This is a genomic window from Actinosynnema sp. NPDC050436 (assembly GCF_040655415.1).
GTDB lineage: Bacteria > Actinomycetota > Actinomycetes > Mycobacteriales > Pseudonocardiaceae > Actinosynnema.
Genome location: NZ_JBFAJV010000001.1, coordinates 170,602 through 187,870 on the forward strand (window position 1 = coordinate 170,602; position 17,269 = coordinate 187,870).

Here is a 17,269-nt window from a genome sequence, read left to right on the forward strand (position 1 = left end):
TTCGGGAACACGGCGCGTCGGGGTCTCACGGCCCCGACGCGCCCGGGATCAATGCCCGTGCCCGGAACCCGCCGCGTGCCGACCGCCGAACGGGCTCGTCACGCCGTCGTAGCGCAATTGCAACATCATCCCCTCGTGGACGTGCGGCAGGTTGTGGCAGTGATTCATCCAGATCCCGGGATTCGTGGCCCGGAACGCGACCTCCCACACCTCGCCGGGCCGCACGTCGAAGGTGTCCACCCACAGCGGGCTGCCGGTCGACGGCCGCCCGTCCCGGGACAGCACCAGCACCGGGTGCCCGTGCAGGTGCCAGGGGTGGGTCTCCCGGCTCCGGTTGACCACGGTGAACCGGACGGTGTCGCCCTCGGTGACGAGCTGGTCGGGGATCGACGGGTGCCCCCGGCCGTTCACGGTCTGCGCGTAGGCCGGCGACCCGTCGACCACGGCCAGTCCCCGGTCGAGCACGAGGGTGAAGTGCCGGTCGGCGGGGTCGGTGCGCAACCCGACCGGGATCGGGGTCCCGTAGGTCAGCAGGTCGAGTTCGGGCCACCCCGAGGTGTCCTCGTCGGCGTCCTTCGTGGACGCGTCGTCGGCTCCGGGCCTCAGCCGGACCATCACGCCGCCGTCGACCGCGAGGGCCACGGGCGTGGCCGGCATGGTGAACACGAGGTCGTACCGGCCGCCGGCGGGCAGGTGCAGGGACACCCGGCCGACCTCGCCCGGCTGCTCCAGGTCGCGGCCGTCGACGGCAACCACCCGGAACGGGGTGCCCGCGAGCGTGAACCGGCGCGGGTCGGAGTCGGTGTTGATCAGCCGCAGCCGCACCGGGGTGCCCGGCGGCGCGGTGTGCTCGCCCCCGCCCGCGACCGTGACGCCGCCTTCGAACGTGTGCACGGGCAGGGTGAGGTCCACTTGCGCACCGGCCGGCTCTTCCCGCTCCCGCACGACGAAAGCGCCGTACAGCCCGCGCCGCACGCCCACGTGGGACGCGTGGTGCGTGTGGTACCAGTAGGTCCCGACCTGGTCGGCGCGGAACCGGTGCACGAACTCGCCGCCGGGTGCCACCACCTCCTGGGTGACCCCCGCCGCGCCGTCCTCCCCGCACGGCAGGTCGTAGCCGTGCCAGTGCAGCGTGACGCCCTCCTCGACGTCGTGGTTGACCAGCTTCACCACGAGGAGGTCGCCCCGGTTCGCGGTGATCGGCGGTCCGGGCACCGCGCCGTCGAAGGTCCAGGCGTCGAAGTCCCGCCCGGAGTCCAGGTGCCCGGAGTCCAGGCGCACGGTGGCCTTGCGGGCGGTCAGCACGTGCTCGCGCCGCACCCCGCCGGGTCCCGGGGTGTCGGCACCGCGCAGGTCGGCCACCGAGACGGCCGGCCGCGCCGCCGGCCCGGGGCCGCCGCCCTGGTCGGCCGCCACCGCGCCGGGCCACGCCACCAACCCGATCCCGGTGCCGGCCGCGCCCACCGCGACCGCGCCGCCCGCGACGCCGAGGAAGCGGCGGCGGGACACCTCCACCGCACCGCCCCCGGCGTCCGGCTCCCCGACCGCGCCCGCGTCCTCATCCGGTGCCACCGCAGGGCTTTCCGCCCGGTCGGTGCCTGAAGCGGCCTGACCCGGAGGTGCCGGTTCGGGGTGATCCGGGCTGGGGGTGGTGAGCACGCGCTCGGTCAGCAGCGCGCCCGCGACCACCGACGCGAACGCGATCAGCGCGGTGCCGGGGGTCAGCGGGTAGCCGCCGAAGTACGTCACCGCGAAGCCCGCCACTGCGGCGAAAGCGGGGACGAACAGCGCAACGACGCCGGCGGCACCGATGCGGCCCGCCGACCGCGCACCGGACCGCAGCCGAGGGCCGGCGACCAGTGCGGCGGCGACCGAGGCCACCACGAGCACCGGCAGCCCGAACAGCGCCTTCTCCTGCACGAACCACCAGCCCCGGCCCGCCAGCACCGCCACCGACGCCACCCTCAGCGCCGTCACCAGCAGCGCCACCGGCAGCAGCACCCGGACGAGCTCGGCCCGCCCCGCTGCGGCCGTGGCACCGGCCGCGAACCACGCGACCGCGCACAGCAGCGCGGCGGCGTGGTCCAGGACGATCAGCGCGGACGTCGTCACGGCACCGGGTGCTTCGCCACGGCCGGCGGCCACGCGAGCTGCCGGGCCTGCCGCACGACCAGCGAGGTCAGCCCCAGGATGGCCAGCCCGTTGAGGGCGTGCACGCCGAAGACGAAGTGGCCCGCGGCGGCCCCCTCGCCCAGCGCCTCGGCGACCTCGCGGATCAGCGACTGGAGGACCACCAGCGCCGCGACCAGCCCGGCCTGCCCGATCACCCGGCCGGGCACCCTGGCGATCGCGGCGGCGATCGCCACCAGCGCGGAGAAGGCGATGACGGCGTTGCCGAGCAACCGGTGCAGCTCGAACGCCTGCTCGTTGGGCGCGGAGTCGAACGCGCCGGTGGCGGCGAGGTAGAACTGGGTGACGACGGCCAGCAGCAGTAATGCCGCCAGAACGGTGAATGCTTTTTTCACGCGCCGATGGTCCCGCCGGGCGGGACCACCCCGCTTCCGGCGAGGGCCGGCTCCGACTACCGCGAATCGCGTACGCGGGGCGTCGCCGAATACGTCGCGGGAAGTACCCGGTCGAGCGATTCGACGCTATTCGCGCGGGCCCGCGACCGCGCTACGATCCCCGAATGGACCTGCGGTTATCGTCGCGCCAGCCAGCCACCCGGTTCTCGCGCCGGTTCCCGGATCGGCCGGCGTGGCTGCCGGACGTCCTGCTGGCGCTGTTCGTGACCGCCGTCCAGATCCAGAGCGTCGAGGTGCAGATCCAGGGCGTCGCGGCCTACACCGAGTCCGGGCCGGTCATCCGGCTGTCGGACCACGGCAACCTGGGCTACGCCCTGCTGGTGGTCAGCGGCCTGGCGCTCGTCGTCCGCCGCCGGCTGCCGGTCGCGGTGTTCGCGGTCACCGGCGCGGTCAGCCTGGTCTACCACGGGTTCGGCTTCCCCGACCAGCTCTCCAGCCTGGCACTGTTCGTCGCCGTGTACACGCTCGCCTCCTCCGGTGACGGCCGCCGGTCGCTGCTGATCACCGGCGCGGGCACCGCCGTGCTGGGCGTCGGCTGGCTGGTCGCGGCGGCCGACATCGAACCCCGGGTGGCCGTCGGCTGGGTGTTCTTCCGGATCGGCGCGTCGGTGATCAGCATGACCCTGGGCGAGTCGGTCCGGTCCCGCCGGGTGATCGCCGCCGACGCGCAGGAGCGGGCGGAGTTCGCCGAGCGCGCCCGCGAGGAGGAGACGCGGGCGCGGGTGGACGCCGAGCGGCTCCAGATCGCCCGCGAGGTGCACGACACCGTGGCGCACGCCATCGCCATCATCAACGTCCAGTCCGGCGTCACCGCGCACGTGCTGGACAAGCGGCCGGAGCAGGCCCGCGAGGCGCTGCGCACCATCGAGCAGACCAGTTCGCGGGCGCTGCACGAGATGCGCGCCATCCTCGGCGTGCTGCGCGACGGCGACGAGCGCGAGCCCTACCCCGGCCTCGACCAGATCCACGAGCTGACCGGCAAGGCGCGCGACGCCGGGCTGGACATCGCGTTCGAGCAGCCCTCGCCGGCGGCGCCGCTGCCCAGCGCGGTGGGCGGTGCCGCGTACCGGATCGTCCAGGAGTCGATCACCAACGTGATCCGCCACGTCGGTCCGACCCGGGTGACGGTGACGCTGGAGCTGCTGGTCGACGCGCTGCGGATCAAGGTGGTGGACGAGGGCAGGCGCGGCGCCGGGCACGTCCCGTCCCGCGCCGGCCACCCGTCGCCGGTCGGCCGGGGCATCGTCGGGATGCGCGAGCGCTGCCAGCTCCTCGGCGGCGAGCTGGACGCCGGGTCGCGCCCCGGTGGCGGGTTCGAGGTCAGCGCCCGCCTGCCGCTCGCGCCGGTCGGGGCGCACCGGTGAGCGCCGGACCGCCGATCAAGGTGCTGCTCGCCGACGACGAGCGCCTGGTCCGCTCCGGGTTCAAGGTGCTGCTCGACCTGGAGGACGACATCGCGGTGGTCGGCGAGGCCACCAACGGCGCGGAGGCCGTCGAACTGGCCCGCGCCACCCGTCCCGCCGTCGTCCTGATGGACATCCGGATGCCGAAGCTGGACGGCATCCGGGCCACCCGCGAGATCGCCGGGGCGGACGGGCTGGACCAGGTGCGGGTGCTGATCCTCACCACCTACGACACCGACGAGAACGTGTTCGAGGCGTTGCAGGCGGGCGCGAGCGGGTTCCTGCTCAAGGACGCGGGCCCGGCCGAGCTGCTGCACGCCATCCGGGTGGTCGCCGCCGGCGACGCGCTGCTCGCGCCGAGGATCACCCGCCGCCTGATCAGCCAGTTCACCGCGCAGCGCCGGGCGGCGAAGTCGGGCGAGGACCGGCTCGCGGTGCTGACCGACCGCGAGCGCGAGGTGCTCGCCCTGGTCGGCCGGGGCATGAGCAACACCGAGATCGGCACCGCGCTGTTCCTCAGCCCGGCCACCGCCCGCACCCACGTCAGCCGGATCATGGGCAAGCTGTCCGCCCGGGACCGGGCGCAGCTGGTCGTGGTCGCCTACCAGACCGGCCTGAGCCAGTCGACCGCCTGACCCGCCGGTGTCAGTCCTGGGCGGTGTCGGCCCGTTCGACCGGGCGGGCCGGTCTCGGGGGCTCGTCCCGGGCCGGGTCCGGGGAACGGCGCAGGGACCAGCGGACGAGGGGGGCCGTGGCCGCCGTCGTGGTGATCGCGACCAGCACCAGGATGGTGTAGGCGAGCTGGTTGATCAGGCCCGCCTGGTAGCCGATGGTCAGCACGACCAGCTCGGTCACGCCCCGGCAGTTCATCAGGAACCCGAAGCGCAGCGCGTCGTCCGCGGGCAGGCCCGCCAGGCGGACCGCGCCGCCCGCGCCGACGACCTTGGTCGCCACCGCCGCCACCAGCACCACGGCCAGCACCAGCCAGGCCACCGGGTTCGCGCCGAGCAGGCCGACCGACATCTTCAGGCCGACGCCGGCGAAGAACAGCGGCATCAGGATGATGAGGGTGAAGCCCTCCAGCTGCCGGCCGATCCGCTCCACGGCGGGGCTGTCGCGCGGGACCGCGACGCCGAACAGGAACGCGCCGACGACCGGGTGGAGCTGGATGGACTGGGTGAGCACCGCGTAGCCGATCGCGCCCGCGATCAGCACCACCGTCAGCGACTGGCTCGACCCGAGCCGGCGGACCAGCGCCACGAGCAGCGGGCGCACGCACAGCGCCGTGACCAGCACGAGCGCCGTGGCGAGCAGCACGATCCGCCACCCCTGGTCGCCCGCGCCCTGGCCGGCCAGCAGGAACGCCAGGATCAGCCACGCCAGGCCGTCGCCGATGGCGGCGGCGGACATCGACAGCGCGCCCACGCCGGTCCGCTCCAGGCCGAGGTCGGCGAGGATGCGGGCCAGCACCGGCAGCGCCGTCACCGCCATGGCCAGCCCGACGAACACCACCGTCTGGACCGGCGAGGTGGTGCTCGGCCCGGCGAACAGGTCACCGGTGGCGAGCACGATCCCGACGCCGGCCGCGTACGGCAGCGCCATGCCGCCGACCACCGCCGCGCCGACCACGCCCTTGCGCGCGATCCGGTCGGTGCGCAGCTCGCAGCCGAGCAGGAAGACGAAGACGACGAGACCGAGCTGCGCGGCCTTGTCCAGGCCCTCCAGGACCGGCGGCGCGAACAGGAACGCGCTGCCCTGCGGCCAGAGCGCGCCGAGCAGCGTCGGACCCAGCAGCAGGCCGCCGACCATCTCGCCGAGGACCGGCGGCTGGCCCGCCCGGCGGGCCAGGGCGGCGAGCGCCTGGCAGGTCACCAGGATCACCGCCACCGCCAGCAGGAAGTGGGTGACGGAGTCGACGTGCCCGCCGTTCGCGGTCCACAGCGGCACCGTGCCCGCGAGCACCGCGAGCCCGGCGGCCACGCCGAGCGCGGTCCGGCCCCGGCGGGGCGCGGAGATCATCGCCGCGCCCCGCCGGGACCCGCGCCCGGCCGGTGCGGCACGGCCGTCCGCCGACCGGTGCGCGGTCGGGCGGATGGCCCGCTGCCGTGTGCGTGTTCCACCAGGACCCCCTAAGGGTGCTGTCGACGCCCGGACCGGCCGGACCTCTCGTACCGCTCCCGGCCGTCGACCTCGCGCACGGCGTAGGTCGCGGCGGTCACGGCGGCCCGCGCGCAGCTCATCACTTCCAGCGCGGTGCCCGGCTCGGGCTCCTTGAGCAGGGTCACCGCCTCCAGGGCGCACTCGACCAGCCGCGTGGTGGCGGCGGTGAGCGGCTGGTCCCCGGAGACCAGGGCCAGCTTCTCGCAGGCCGTGCGGAGCAGTTTCTCGGTTTCGGTGAGAAGGGTGTCCGTCATGGTCTGCGGCCACCTTCAGGACGCGGTCTCATCGAACTCCAGGCTCTCGTTGTCGAGGGTGGGGCGGGCCCGCCGGTCGCCGGCCGGCGTCGGACCGCCGCCGCCCGGGAGCCCGCCGGGGTGCGCTGACCGGGGCGGGCTCCCGCGCGGCGACGGGACCGGCTCAGAGATCCGCCGTGGCGTCCAGCGCGTTGCGGATCACGTCGGCCACCTTGGCCAGGTCGTCCGGGGAGTGCGCGGCGGACACGCACACCCGCAGCAGCGCCCGGTCGCGCGGCACGGCGGGGTGCATCGCGACCCCCACGTACGCCCCGCCGCGCAGGATCTCGTTCCAGGTGGCGATCGTGCGCGCCTCGCTGCCGATCAGGACCGGCAGGATCGGCGACCACTGGCCGTTGGTGTTGCTCTCCACCTTCACGCCGCGCTCGCCGAGCAGCGCGGCGAGGGTGCGCGAGGACTCCTGGACGTTGGCGGCCAGCACCTTGCCCTCGTCGCTCATCGTGATGCGGATGGCCTCGTTCGCCGCCGCGACGCTGGAGGGCGTCGCCGACGTGCTGAAGATGAAGCTGCGCGCCGAACCCCGCAGGGCGACCATCAGCTCCTCCGGGCCGACGATGAAGCCGCCGGTGCTGCCGAGGCCCTTGGACAGCGAGCCCATGAGCACGTCGACGTCGTCCAGGACGCCGCACTCCTCGGCCCAGCCGCGCCGGTTCTCGCCGTAGATGCCCAGCGAGTGCGCCTCGTCCACCATGATGGCGGCACCGTTCTGCTTGCACAGGTCGACGATGTCGGCCAGCGGCGACAGGCTGCCCTCCATGGAGTACAGGCCGTCCACGATGACCAGGACGTCGCCCGAGCCCTCCTTCGCCTCGGCGAGCACGGTGCGCAGGCTGTCGACGCTGTTGTGGTCGAACCACAGCAGCCGCGCGCCCGACAGCCGCACGCCGTCGATGATCGAGGCGTGCGCGTAGGCGTCCACGACCACGGTGTCCCGGCGGCTCATCAGCGCCGAGATCGTGCCGACGTTGGCGGTGTAGCCGGAGGTGAACGCGAGCGCGGCCGGAGCGCCGTACCACTGCGCGATGCGCTCCTCGATGTCGACGTGCAGGCGCACCGACCCGTTGAGCAGCCGGCTGCCGGTGGTCGCGCTGCCGAACTCGTGGATGCCCCGGTTGGCGGCGTGCAGCACCCGGGAGTCGGCGGCCAGGCCCAGGTAGTTGTTGGAGCCGAACATCAGGACGCGCTGGTCTTCCAGCATCACCGACGCGCCGGTTTCCGACTGCATCGTGCGCATGAACGGCGACTGCTCTTTGCGCTTGAGCTCGGCGATCAGCTTCGGCAGGTGCCGGGCCGCCGCACGCTGGATGATCTTGTGGGGCATGTTCAGCTCACGCTTTCACTCGGTTGTGGACGGGAACCGTGCGCCCGGCGACCCGGAGTCGTCGCCGGGGTCACACGAGCCGGAATTCGCGTTCGCCGCGCAGCCAGGCGACGAGGTGCTCCCCGGAGTCGCGCATCGACGGCGGGTGGAAGCGGTGGACCGTGCACACCTCGGCCAGGTAGCCGATGTCGGGGTTGCGCATGTAGCTGATGCCGCCCGCGGCCATCTTGACCTTGCCGACCAGGACGTCGACGCACTCGTCGAACGCCTCGCGCAGGGCGAGCAGCTCCCCCGCGCCGTCCGCCGTGACCGGCTCGGCGTCGAGCTCGGCCGCCAGTGCGAGCAGCGAGCCCTCCACCGCGCGCAGGAAGCCGGACATGGCGGTCACGCTCTTGGGGTCGATGCCGCCCTGCTTGGCCAGCGCGTCGGCCAGCAGCTTGTGGGCCGCACCCAGGTAGGTGCCGAGGATGAGCAGGCCGAACCACTGGTAGCCGAGCAGCTCGGTGGCACCGTCGGTGTCGTCCAGCGCGGCCGGCACCACCAGGTCCCCCGGCACGAACACGTCGTTCAGCTCGACCAGGCACGACTCGGCCCCGCGCAGCACCCCGGCCTGCCAGAACGGGCCGACGGTCAGGTTGTCCGACTTCGCCGGGACCAGCGCGACGGCGCGGTCGCCGGACTCCAGCTCGACGCTGGCGACGATCATGTCCATCGACTCGGCCAGCGAGCACGGCGCCTTGCGGCCGGTGAGCAGGTAGCCGCCCTCGGTCTGCACCGCGCGCATCGTCGGGCGGAAGATCGAGCCGCCCGGCCGGCCCTCGGAGAAGCCCGAGGCCAGCACGGCGCAGTCGGCCACGAGCTGCCGGATCAGCTCCCGCTCGGACTCGGCGGCGGTCTCGGCGAAGACGACCAGCGCCGCGCCGGACAGGTAGTGCATGGTCGTCGCCGCGCCGAGCGCGGGCGCGATCGAGCCGATGGCGATGTGCACCTGGACCGCCTCGACCGCCGTCGCGCCGAGACCGCCGAGGGACTTCGGCGCCACCAGCCTCGGGCCGTCGTTGCGGACCCAGGTCGGGATGAGACTGCGCGCGTCGCGCTCGGCAATCGTCGCGCCACTCGCCTCGAGCTCGTCGAGCAGCCCGGGCAGCAGCCGTTCGGTCGTCGCGCGAGCCGAGGCCAAGCTGGACTTGGCAGCCATTCGTGATTCCCTCTCTACCAGCCGGATGTTCTTCTCTGATTGATTACCGCCAGCATAACCACGGATTGTTCGGCGGCACTGGAGTTCTGCTCCGCAGGCGACCACAGGAATCATTCCGCGAATCGTCGGCAGGTATTCACCCGGGCGCACGGCGAAAAGGCGTCGGCGTCCCGGGCGGGCTTTTCCGGCGCGGTCGTCGGAATCGGCGTCGGCGGTGTCCGGCCGCGGCGGGTGCGGGCGCTCCGCACCCGTCCGGGCGGACGGGCGGTTCGGTGTCCGGTCGTCAGCGCACCGCCGCCGTCCCACCGTCGACGGGCACGACGGTGCCGGTGATGCCGGCCGAGGCCCGCGACCCGAGGAAGCGCACCACGCCCCGCACCTCGTCGATCCCGCTGTGCCGGCGCACGAGCGAGCGGGTACCGGGCGCCAGGGCCAGGTCCCGCTCGACCACGGCGGACGCGAACGGCCCGAGCGTGATGGCGTTGACCGTGATCCGGGGTGCCAGCCGGTGCGCCAGGTGCCGGGTCAGGTCGCGCACCGCCGCCTTGCTCGCGCCGTAGGAGTACGCCTCGGTGTGCGGGGCGGGCAGCCCTTCCACCGAGCCGACGTTGAGCACGCGGGCCGGGTCGCTCGGCGTGGACGCCGAGGCCAGTTGCGGGCGCAGGAACTTCGTCAGGTGCACGGCCGCGTCCAGGTTGACCGCGAGCGCGTTGCGCCACCCGGTCTCGCCGGACTCGTCCAGCGAGGTCGAGTGCAGCACGCCCGCGTTGTTCACCAGCACGTGCACCGCGTCCGACTCGCGGCCGAACCGCTCGGCGAGCGAGCGGCACCCGACCTCCGAGGACACGTCGGCGGCCAGCGACCGGCAGTCGCCCAGCAGCGACAGCTCGGCCGCCGCCTTCTCCGCCAGCACGCCGTCGGGTGCGGTGACGTACACCCGCGCGCCGGCCTCCACGAGCGACTGCGCGACCAGCGCGCCGATGCCGCGCGCGCCGTCGGTGACGAGCGCGACCTTGCCCGCCACCGAGAACAGGTCGTCGGTCATCGTGCCTCCTCCTGTGCCGCCCACCGGCTCGACGCCCCCTGCTCGACTGCCGCACCCGGCGGTGCCGGCCGCGCGCGGCCGGGGAGCACCGCCGGTGCCCGGACGTCCGTGTCGTTCATCGGGTACGGGTCCCGTCCGCGTCAGCAGGCGGTCGCGCTGCGGTTCTCCAGCGCGGCGGCGAAGCGCAGCCAGTCCTCGGCGCACATCCGGGCCAGCTCGGCGACGACGTGCTTGCAGTGCCCCGGCACGCTCCCCGCGAGCGCCACCCACTCCGCCGGGTCGGTGCCCGGTCCGTCCAGCCGGCGCAGGAGGGTGCGGCCGGACTCGGAGAAGCGCATGGACGGGTCGGCGCGCAGCCGGCGCGCGATGGTCCGCCGGTCGGGCGAGGGTGCGCCCACGGGCGTGGCCGCCCGGCCGCCGGACAGCCGGGCGCGGTGGGTCTCGGGCACGGGGTCCTCGCCGCGCCGCACCCGGGCCCGCACGTCCTTGGCCGTGGTCGCGGAGATCCCCGCGACGCGGGCGACCTCCAGCGGCGACGCCTTGGGGTTGCGCGCGAAGATCTCGCCGGCGCGGAGCCGACCGGCGACCCGGTCGCGCGGGTAGTAGCGGCCGTCGCGGCCCAGCCGCTCGAACGGCGGCGTGGCACCGGACTCGCCGCGCAGCGCGGCCACGGTCTTGTCCGAGACGCCGACCACGGCCGCGATCGCGCGGTCGGACCACTGCGGGTGGTACCCGATGACGCGCTGCGCGGCGGCCTTGCGCTCGGCCAGCGTCAGCGGCAGGCCGTGGGCGGTGTTGAGCCGGACGGCGAGCACGAACGCGTCGCGCTCGTCGCCGTCGAAGAACCGGACCGCGATGGTCCGGTCACCGCGCAGCCGGGCGGCGCGCAGCCGGTGCGCGCCGTCGATCACGCGCATCGACGCGCGGTGCACGGTGATCGGCGGCAGCGGGGCCCCCACCGCCGCGAGCTCCTCGACGTGCGCCGCGCTCGCGTCCTTCCTCGGCGAGTCCCCCGGCAGCAGGCGCGAGACGGGGACCACGGTCACACCGTCCTGTGCGGGCACTTCTCTCGACTCGGTGCAGGTGACAGCTCCCACCGTTCTCCCCCAGTGTTGCGATCGTTGCCCGGCGGACCCCCGGTCGGGGGGGTCGTCGACGTCGCCGGTGCCGCGAGCGCACCGGCGACGTCGATGTCTCGAAGGCGTCAGGCGGCCTTCCGGATCAGCAGGCGACCCAGGATCAAGCAGTCGATCTCGGTGCCCAGGAAGCAGTTGATCGCGTCCTTCGGCGAGCCGACGATCGGCTCACCCGCGACGTTGAACGACGTGTTGATCAGGCACGGGATGCCCGTGGCGCGCTCGACCTCGCGCAGCAGGTCGGCGAGCAGCGGGTTCTGCGCGTCGGTCACCGTCTGGACCCGCGACGTGGCGTCGACGTGGCAGGCACCCGGGATCTTGTCCTGGTACTCCTCGCGCACCGGCACGACGAACGTCATGTACGGCGAGTTGGGCAGCTTGCCCATCTCGAACAGCTTCTCCGCCGCCGACTCCAGCACCACGGGCGCGAACGGCCGGAACGGCTCGCGGTGCTTGACGCGGATGTTGATGATGTCCTTGATGTCCTCGAACATCGGGTTGGCGAAGATGCTCCGCGCGCCCAGCGCCCGGGGGCCGTACTCGGCGGCGCCCTGGAACCAGCCGACGACGACCTTCTCCGACAGCAGCTCCGCCGCCTTGACGGCGACCTCGTCCGCGTCCCACTCGGTGATGGTGACGCGGTCGCCGTACGAGCGCGCGGCTTCGAGCATCTCCTCGTGGGTGAACTCCGGCCCGAGGTAGGTGCCGCAGGCGGTCGGCGTGACGCCGCCGAGCGTCTGGCCGACGTAGGCCGCCGCGCCGATCGCCAGGCCGGTGTCGCTCGCGCCGTAGCTGACGTCCATGCTGGAGAAGGAGCCCTCCTCCAGCAGCTTCGTGTTGTTGACGCAGTTGAGCGCGACGCCCCCCTCGAAGACCAGGTGCGACTGGCCGGTGGTCCGGGCCAGCGCGGCGACCTGGTGGGCGGTGGCGATCTCGGTGAGGTCCTGCGCCGCGCGGGCGACCCGCGCCCGGAACTCGAAGGACTCGCGGTTCTCGTCGTTGCCGCCGAAGATCGCGTCGAAGTACTCCCGGTACGGGTGGTCGCCGCGCGCGCTGTCGGTGGTGACGTCGAAGGCCAGCCGGCCGTCGTCGAGCAGCGTGACCAGGCGGTCGATGACGCTGCGCTCGGTGGGCGTCTGGCAGTACGCCGACAGCCCCATCACCTTGTACTCGTCGTTGTTGGGCAGGAAGCCCAGGTACCGGGTGATGTTGTTGTAGAACAGGCCCACGGAGTTCGAGCTGTCCAGCGTGAGGTGGTCGAAGACGGTGATCTTGCCGTCCACGACCTCGCCGGCGATGGACGAGTTGCGCTCGCCCCGGCCGTCGCTGATGAAGAACGCCGTGTCGCCGCCGCCGCGCACCTGGTAGCCGCACATCAGGTGGGCCAGGTGGTGCGGCACGAGGATCACCTTCTCCTCGGGCACGTCGAACCCGGTCCGCTCCCGGAAGTCCTGCACGACCGCCTCGGGCGTGAGCAGGTTGGTGTAGAGCGCGCCCAGCTCCGACGCCAGGGCGAACGAGATCGTGGGGTTCGGCGCGAGGGTGAAGATGTCCTGCACCAGGGCCCGGACCACATCGTCGGTGAGGGCCCAGGGGAAGGCGAAGTAGTCGACGTCCTTGAGCTCGACGCCGCTCTTCCCGAGGCACCACTCGATGGCGTTGACCGGGAACGAAGGCGTCTTCTTCTCCCGGTTGAGCCGCTCCTCCTCGACCGCCGCCACGACCGTGCCGTCGATGATCACCGCCGCCGCTGCGTCGTGACCGAGCACGTTGTACCGGTCGATGTCGCTCGTGCCGTGGTCGGAAATCTTGAAATCCCGACTGCGGGTAAATCCGTTGTACCCCAGAACGATCATGGATTCTCCTACGTTGTCCGGCTCCGGGCACCGCAACGCCCGAACCGCCCCAGACGGCCGAATCAACCTTTGCGCCAAGGCGAATTACTCGGAGACGGTACCAACCCCGGACCCGGCTCCGACAGGTTGGTTCCGCATAACAACACGTGCGTTCCGCATATAAGCGACAACTGCGGATGAGCAATGCACATGACCGGCGTGAAAATCGCACGACCCCCCGTACAGGACGCACCGGAAGCGCGGACGAATGTCGTCTTGCCACTTCTCGACGCGCCGTGGAACACTGCGGTCAGGCTGGCAGCACAGGCCGAATTAGTCCATACCGGCCGCGTCAGTCGCTACCTTCAGGAGTCTGACGAGATGACGTCGAAAAATTCTCTCCGGTACCACCGGAGAACCGACGCGTTCGCCGGCGACCCGATGCACGCCGCGGCCGGTCTGGCCGCCTCCGGTCGGCACGACGAATACGTCCTGTACGAGGACGCGGCGCACTGGACCTACGCCGGCGGCGTACTCGCGGAAATCTACGCCGACGCGGACGGGATCCACCTGCGCGGGGTCGCGGAAGAGGACCTCCCCTGGGACGACCGGCCCTTCGAGCGCGTCCAGGCCCTGCTGCGCGCGCTGCCCGTCGACGGCTGGCACGCCTACGGCTGGGCGGCCTTCGAGCTGCACCACGCGTGCGCGCACGGCACCGCCCGGGGCGACGGGCGCTACCTCCACCTCGTCGTGCCGCGCACCGAGGTGCGCATCCGGGCAGGTCAGGCCCACCTGCGGTCGGTCGACCCGGACGACCTCGAAGCGACCTCGGCGGTCCTGTCACGGCGGGAGGTGCCCGATCGGAGCGCCGCCGCCCCGATCGCCGTGCGCGAGTACGGCGCGGCCGACTACAAGGACCGCGCGCAGCGCGCCGTCGACCTGATCAACTCCACCGCCATCGAGAAGATCATCCTGTCCCGCAAGATCCCCGTGGAGCGCGGCGTCGACTTCGTCGGCACCTACCTCACCGGCCGGGCGGGAAATCGGCCGGCGCGGTCTTTCCTGCTCGACCTCGGCGGTGTCCAGGCCGCCGGTTTCTGCCCGGAAATCGTCGTGCAGGTCGACACCGACCGGCACGTGACGGTCCGACCGCTGGCCGGCACCCGCGCGTTGACCGGGGACCGGGAGGAGGACGCGCGGCTGCGCGCCGACCTGGTCGGCGACCCGAAAGAGGTCTACGAGCACGCGGTTTCGGTGAAACAGGCGTGCGAGGCGGTGAGCGCGGTGTGCGCATCGGTCGTGGTCGAGGAATTCATGGCGGTCCGCGAACGCGGTTCCGTGCAGCACCTCGGCTCCACCATCACCGGTGAGCTGGCACCGGACCGGTCGGTGTGGGACGCGTTGATGGCCGTGTTCCCCTCGGTCACCGCCTCGGGAATTCCGAGGGAGGAGGCGTGCGCCGCGATCCGCGACCTGGAAACGCAGCCGCGCCGGCTCTACAGCGGTGCGGTGCTGTCGATCGACCAGGACGGGACTTTCGATTCCGGACTGGTGCTGCGCGGCGTCTACCGCGAGCACGGCGCGACCTGGCTCCAGGCGGGCGCCGGGATCATCGGCCAGTCCACGCCCGACCGCGAGTTCGAGGAGACCTGCGAGAAGCTGGACAGCGTCGCCCGGTTCGTCGTGCACTCCTGACGCGACCCGGGGTCGGGGTGCTCGGAGCGGACCACGCCGCTCCGAGCACCCCTCCGGCGTCCGGGCGGGTGCTACGGCCGCGCACCGCTCGCACCGGACGCCGCCGCGACCGCGCCCTGCGCGGCTTGCTCGACGAGCGCGTGGTCCAGGCCGAGGGCCGACATGAACCGCTGGAACTTGGCGCTGGTCTCGGCCAGCTCGGCGCTCGGGTCCGACCCGGGCACCACGCCCGCGCCGGCGTAGAGCCGCAGCCGGTTGTCCGCGATCTCCGCGCAGCGCAGCGCCAGCACCCACTCGCCGTCGCCCTCCGGGTTCATCCACCCGATGAGACCGCCGTAGTAGCGGCGGTTGAAGCCCTCCGAGCGGGTGATGAACCGGTGCGCCTCGGCGGTCGGCCAGCCGCACACGGCGGGCGTCGGGTGCAGGGCGGCGGCCAGTTGCAGCGCGTTCGGCACGGGCGTGGTGAGCACACCCCGGACCTGGCTGGACAGGTGCCACATGGTGGGGGTGGCGATGACCGAGGGCCGGCGCGACACGGTCAGCGCGGAGCAGAAGGGGCGCAGCGCGTCCGCGATCGCGTCGACCACGATCCGGTGCTCGCGCAGGTCCTTCTCCGAGGTGGACAGCTCACGCGCGCGCCGGCGGTCCTCGTCCGGGTCGGCGCTGCGCGCGGCGGAACCCGCCAGCGGGTTCGACACGACGCTGCGCCCGAACTTCCGGATGACCAGCTCCGGGCTCGCGCCCACCAGGACGCGGTCGCCGCCGCCGTCCGGGGTGCGGGCGCCCAGCCGGGTGGCGAAGACGTAGGAGTCCGGGTCGCCGGCCGCCAGGCTGTGGACGATCTCCGAGGTCCGGACCGGCTCGTCGGCGATCAGGTCGATGGCCCGCGCCAGCACGACCTTGTCCAGCCTGCCGGCGTCCATCTCGGCGAGCGCGCGCCGCACGCTGTCCAGGTACCGGGCCGGCCACGGCACCAGGTCCACGCGGCGGACGTCGGCCCGCAGCGGCGGGGCCGCGACCTGCTCGCGCGGCGCGGTCGGCACGCGCCGCACGTCGCGCACGGCCACCAGGCGGGCCGGGGCGGAGTCGCCGAACGGGACCGCGCCGATCAGCAGCGGCGCCCCGCGCGCGTGCTCCCGGGCGCTCACCGCGCGGGAGGCACCGGCCAGCAGGTCGCCCGTCCGCTCGGCGACCACCCGCAGCGGCTCGCCGTCGCGCGCGTCCACCTGCCCGATGACACCGCTCGCCGCCAGCGTCTGGTTCGGGCCGACGAGCACGAACTCGCTGTGGTCGATGTTGTCGATTCCGGAGGTGAAGAATTCACGTTCGAGCGCATCGATACTCATGGCCAGCCTTCCATCAGGCAGGAAAAACCACATTGACCGAACGCGACGCTAGCACTCCCCGAGTGACCCACCCAGCCACTCGCGGAGAGAGGTGAGGATCACGCGCGGCAGTATTAGGAACTCATTCCGATATCAGCAACCATGACTTCCCCGGGCCATTGCGCACCCGGTACGGTCGGTGCTGCCCCCGGTTCGCGGGCTGCCACCCGCGCATCGGGCCGGGAGCCGTTCGCAGTCGGCCGAGGAAAACGACCCCGACCGACTGCGAACAGTTGCCCGCCGGATCGACCCGATGATAAGATCGACCCTCACATCACACTTTCCGCACACCGTTCCCACTACCCCGGGAACGGTTTCCGGACGCGTGCGGCGCACGATCCACCGCACCACCACCCCGGACGGCGGTCCACCAGGCGCCCCCACCCGGGCACCGCCGCGACCGGGGCGTCAGATCCAGTGCGAGTTCTGGGCGATCCGCAACGCGTCGATCCGGTTGCGGGCCCCGAGCTTCGCCACGGCCGACGAGAGGTAGTTGCGCACGGTGCCCTCGCACAGGTGCAGCCGGGCGGCGATCTCCACCACCGTGTCGCCCCGGGAGATGTACTCCAGGACGGACAGCTGCCGCAGGCTGAGCGGGCAGTCGCCGTTGCCCAGCGCCGCGACCGTCAGCTCCGCGTCGAACACCCGCTCACCCCGGTGGACCCGGTGGATGGCCTCGAAGAACTGGCGCGGCGGCGCGCTGCGCTGGACCATCCCGTCGATCCCGCCGGTGAACGCCTGGCGGACGACCGACCGGGTGAACGCGGTGGCCAGCAGCAGGCTGCGGCAGCCGGGCAGGCCCGCGATCTTCTCCGCGATCGTGATCGCGGGGTTGTCCGCACCCTCGAAGCTCATGATCACCACGTCCGGCCGGTGCGCCTGCGCGAACTCCAGGGCCGCCGGCCCGCTGTTCGCCGCGCCGACCACCTGGATCTCCTCACTGCGCTCCAGTAACGCGGTGAGGGCCAGCCTGGACAGTTGCAGATCATCGGACACGACAACGTCGATTGACACCTGGTCCCCCATGTAATTCTTTTTTACCAGGACATGCACCAGTGGGCGCTCCGACCGCGAGCCCGGCCGACCCCGGCCACCTCGGAAGTCGCCCCCTGGCACTCAACCGTACCCGTTCGAAATGTCGGGTTCAATGTGTTCAAACCCGGAATCCCGAACCCCCGCACCGCACCGCCCG

General features: G+C 72.8%; 14 protein-coding genes. 3 read left to right on the forward strand and 11 right to left on the reverse strand.

The window, feature by feature from the left end; translation table 11 throughout:
* Nucleotides 1–48 precede the first annotated feature (48 nt).
* Both AB0I60_RS00770 and AB0I60_RS00775 read right to left on the reverse strand, forming a co-directional pair.
* Nucleotides 49–2,112, reverse strand: coding sequence for a multicopper oxidase family protein (locus AB0I60_RS00770; RefSeq protein ID WP_360724697.1), 2,064 nt, complete (start codon nucleotides 2,110–2,112; stop codon nucleotides 49–51).
* Nucleotides 2,109–2,525: a DUF6220 domain-containing protein gene (locus AB0I60_RS00775; RefSeq protein ID WP_360724699.1), complete on the reverse strand. Its 417-nt coding sequence runs from the start codon at nucleotides 2,523–2,525 to the stop codon at nucleotides 2,109–2,111. Before AB0I60_RS00775 ends, AB0I60_RS00770 begins: the two co-directional genes overlap by 4 nt.
* A 164-nt stretch (nucleotides 2,526–2,689) precedes the next feature.
* Between AB0I60_RS00775 and AB0I60_RS00780 the strand changes: the two genes are divergently transcribed.
* Both AB0I60_RS00780 and AB0I60_RS00785 read left to right on the forward strand, forming a co-directional pair.
* Nucleotides 2,690–3,949, forward strand: coding sequence for a sensor histidine kinase (locus tag AB0I60_RS00780; RefSeq protein WP_360724701.1), 1,260 nt, complete (start codon nucleotides 2,690–2,692; stop codon nucleotides 3,947–3,949).
* A complete protein-coding gene (locus tag AB0I60_RS00785) occupies nucleotides 3,946–4,623 on the forward strand; it encodes a response regulator transcription factor (RefSeq protein WP_360724703.1) in 678 nt (225 codons plus the stop codon). Before AB0I60_RS00780 ends, AB0I60_RS00785 begins: the two co-directional genes overlap by 4 nt.
* A 10-nt stretch (nucleotides 4,624–4,633) precedes the next feature.
* Here the strand turns inward: AB0I60_RS00785 and AB0I60_RS00790 are convergent, their stop codons facing one another.
* The 7 genes from AB0I60_RS00790 to AB0I60_RS00820 form a co-directional block, all read right to left on the reverse strand.
* Nucleotides 4,634–6,007 (reverse strand): cation:proton antiporter, encoded by a 1,374-nt coding sequence (locus AB0I60_RS00790; protein WP_360724705.1) that lies wholly within the window; start codon nucleotides 6,005–6,007, stop codon nucleotides 4,634–4,636.
* A 110-nt stretch (nucleotides 6,008–6,117) separates the two neighbouring features.
* Entirely contained in the window at nucleotides 6,118–6,402 is a 285-nt protein-coding gene (locus tag AB0I60_RS00795; RefSeq protein WP_360724707.1) for a hypothetical protein, read from the reverse strand.
* A 163-nt stretch (nucleotides 6,403–6,565) separates the two neighbouring features.
* Complete coding sequence (locus tag AB0I60_RS00800) at nucleotides 6,566–7,783, reverse strand: aminotransferase class I/II-fold pyridoxal phosphate-dependent enzyme (RefSeq protein ID WP_360724709.1); 1,218 nt, start codon at nucleotides 7,781–7,783, stop codon at nucleotides 6,566–6,568.
* Between the two features lie 70 nt (nucleotides 7,784–7,853).
* Nucleotides 7,854–8,981 carry an acyl-CoA dehydrogenase family protein gene (locus AB0I60_RS00805; protein ID WP_360724711.1) on the reverse strand — a complete coding sequence of 376 codons (1,128 nt, stop codon included), beginning with the start codon at nucleotides 8,979–8,981 and terminating at the stop codon, nucleotides 7,854–7,856.
* Between the two features lie 283 nt (nucleotides 8,982–9,264).
* The gene (locus AB0I60_RS00810) at nucleotides 9,265–10,026 is read right to left on the reverse strand and encodes an SDR family oxidoreductase (RefSeq protein WP_360724713.1); all 762 of its coding nucleotides are present in this window, start codon (nucleotides 10,024–10,026) and stop codon (nucleotides 9,265–9,267) included.
* Between the two features lie 140 nt (nucleotides 10,027–10,166).
* Nucleotides 10,167–11,066, reverse strand: coding sequence for a ParB/RepB/Spo0J family partition protein (locus AB0I60_RS00815; RefSeq protein ID WP_360724715.1), 900 nt, complete (start codon nucleotides 11,064–11,066; stop codon nucleotides 10,167–10,169).
* A 164-nt stretch (nucleotides 11,067–11,230) separates the two neighbouring features.
* The gene (locus AB0I60_RS00820; RefSeq protein ID WP_360724717.1) at nucleotides 11,231–13,018 is read right to left on the reverse strand and encodes a carbamoyltransferase C-terminal domain-containing protein; all 1,788 of its coding nucleotides are present in this window, start codon (nucleotides 13,016–13,018) and stop codon (nucleotides 11,231–11,233) included.
* A 189-nt stretch (nucleotides 13,019–13,207) separates the two neighbouring features.
* Here AB0I60_RS00820 and AB0I60_RS00825 point away from each other — a divergent pair, with 189 nt between their 5' ends.
* Nucleotides 13,208–14,692, forward strand: coding sequence for a salicylate synthase (locus tag AB0I60_RS00825; RefSeq protein ID WP_360724719.1), 1,485 nt, complete (start codon nucleotides 13,208–13,210; stop codon nucleotides 14,690–14,692).
* A gap of 71 nt (nucleotides 14,693–14,763) precedes the next feature.
* Here AB0I60_RS00825 and AB0I60_RS00830 read toward each other — a convergent pair whose 3' ends face one another.
* Together AB0I60_RS00830 and AB0I60_RS00835 are read right to left on the reverse strand one after the other, a co-directional pair.
* Nucleotides 14,764–16,038, reverse strand: coding sequence for an isochorismate synthase (locus tag AB0I60_RS00830; protein WP_360724721.1), 1,275 nt, complete (start codon nucleotides 16,036–16,038; stop codon nucleotides 14,764–14,766).
* A gap of 447 nt (nucleotides 16,039–16,485) precedes the next feature.
* Nucleotides 16,486–17,091, reverse strand: a complete 606-nt coding sequence (locus tag AB0I60_RS00835; RefSeq protein WP_360724723.1) for a response regulator transcription factor — start codon at nucleotides 17,089–17,091, stop codon at nucleotides 16,486–16,488.
* Nucleotides 17,092–17,269: the final 178 nt, after the last annotated feature.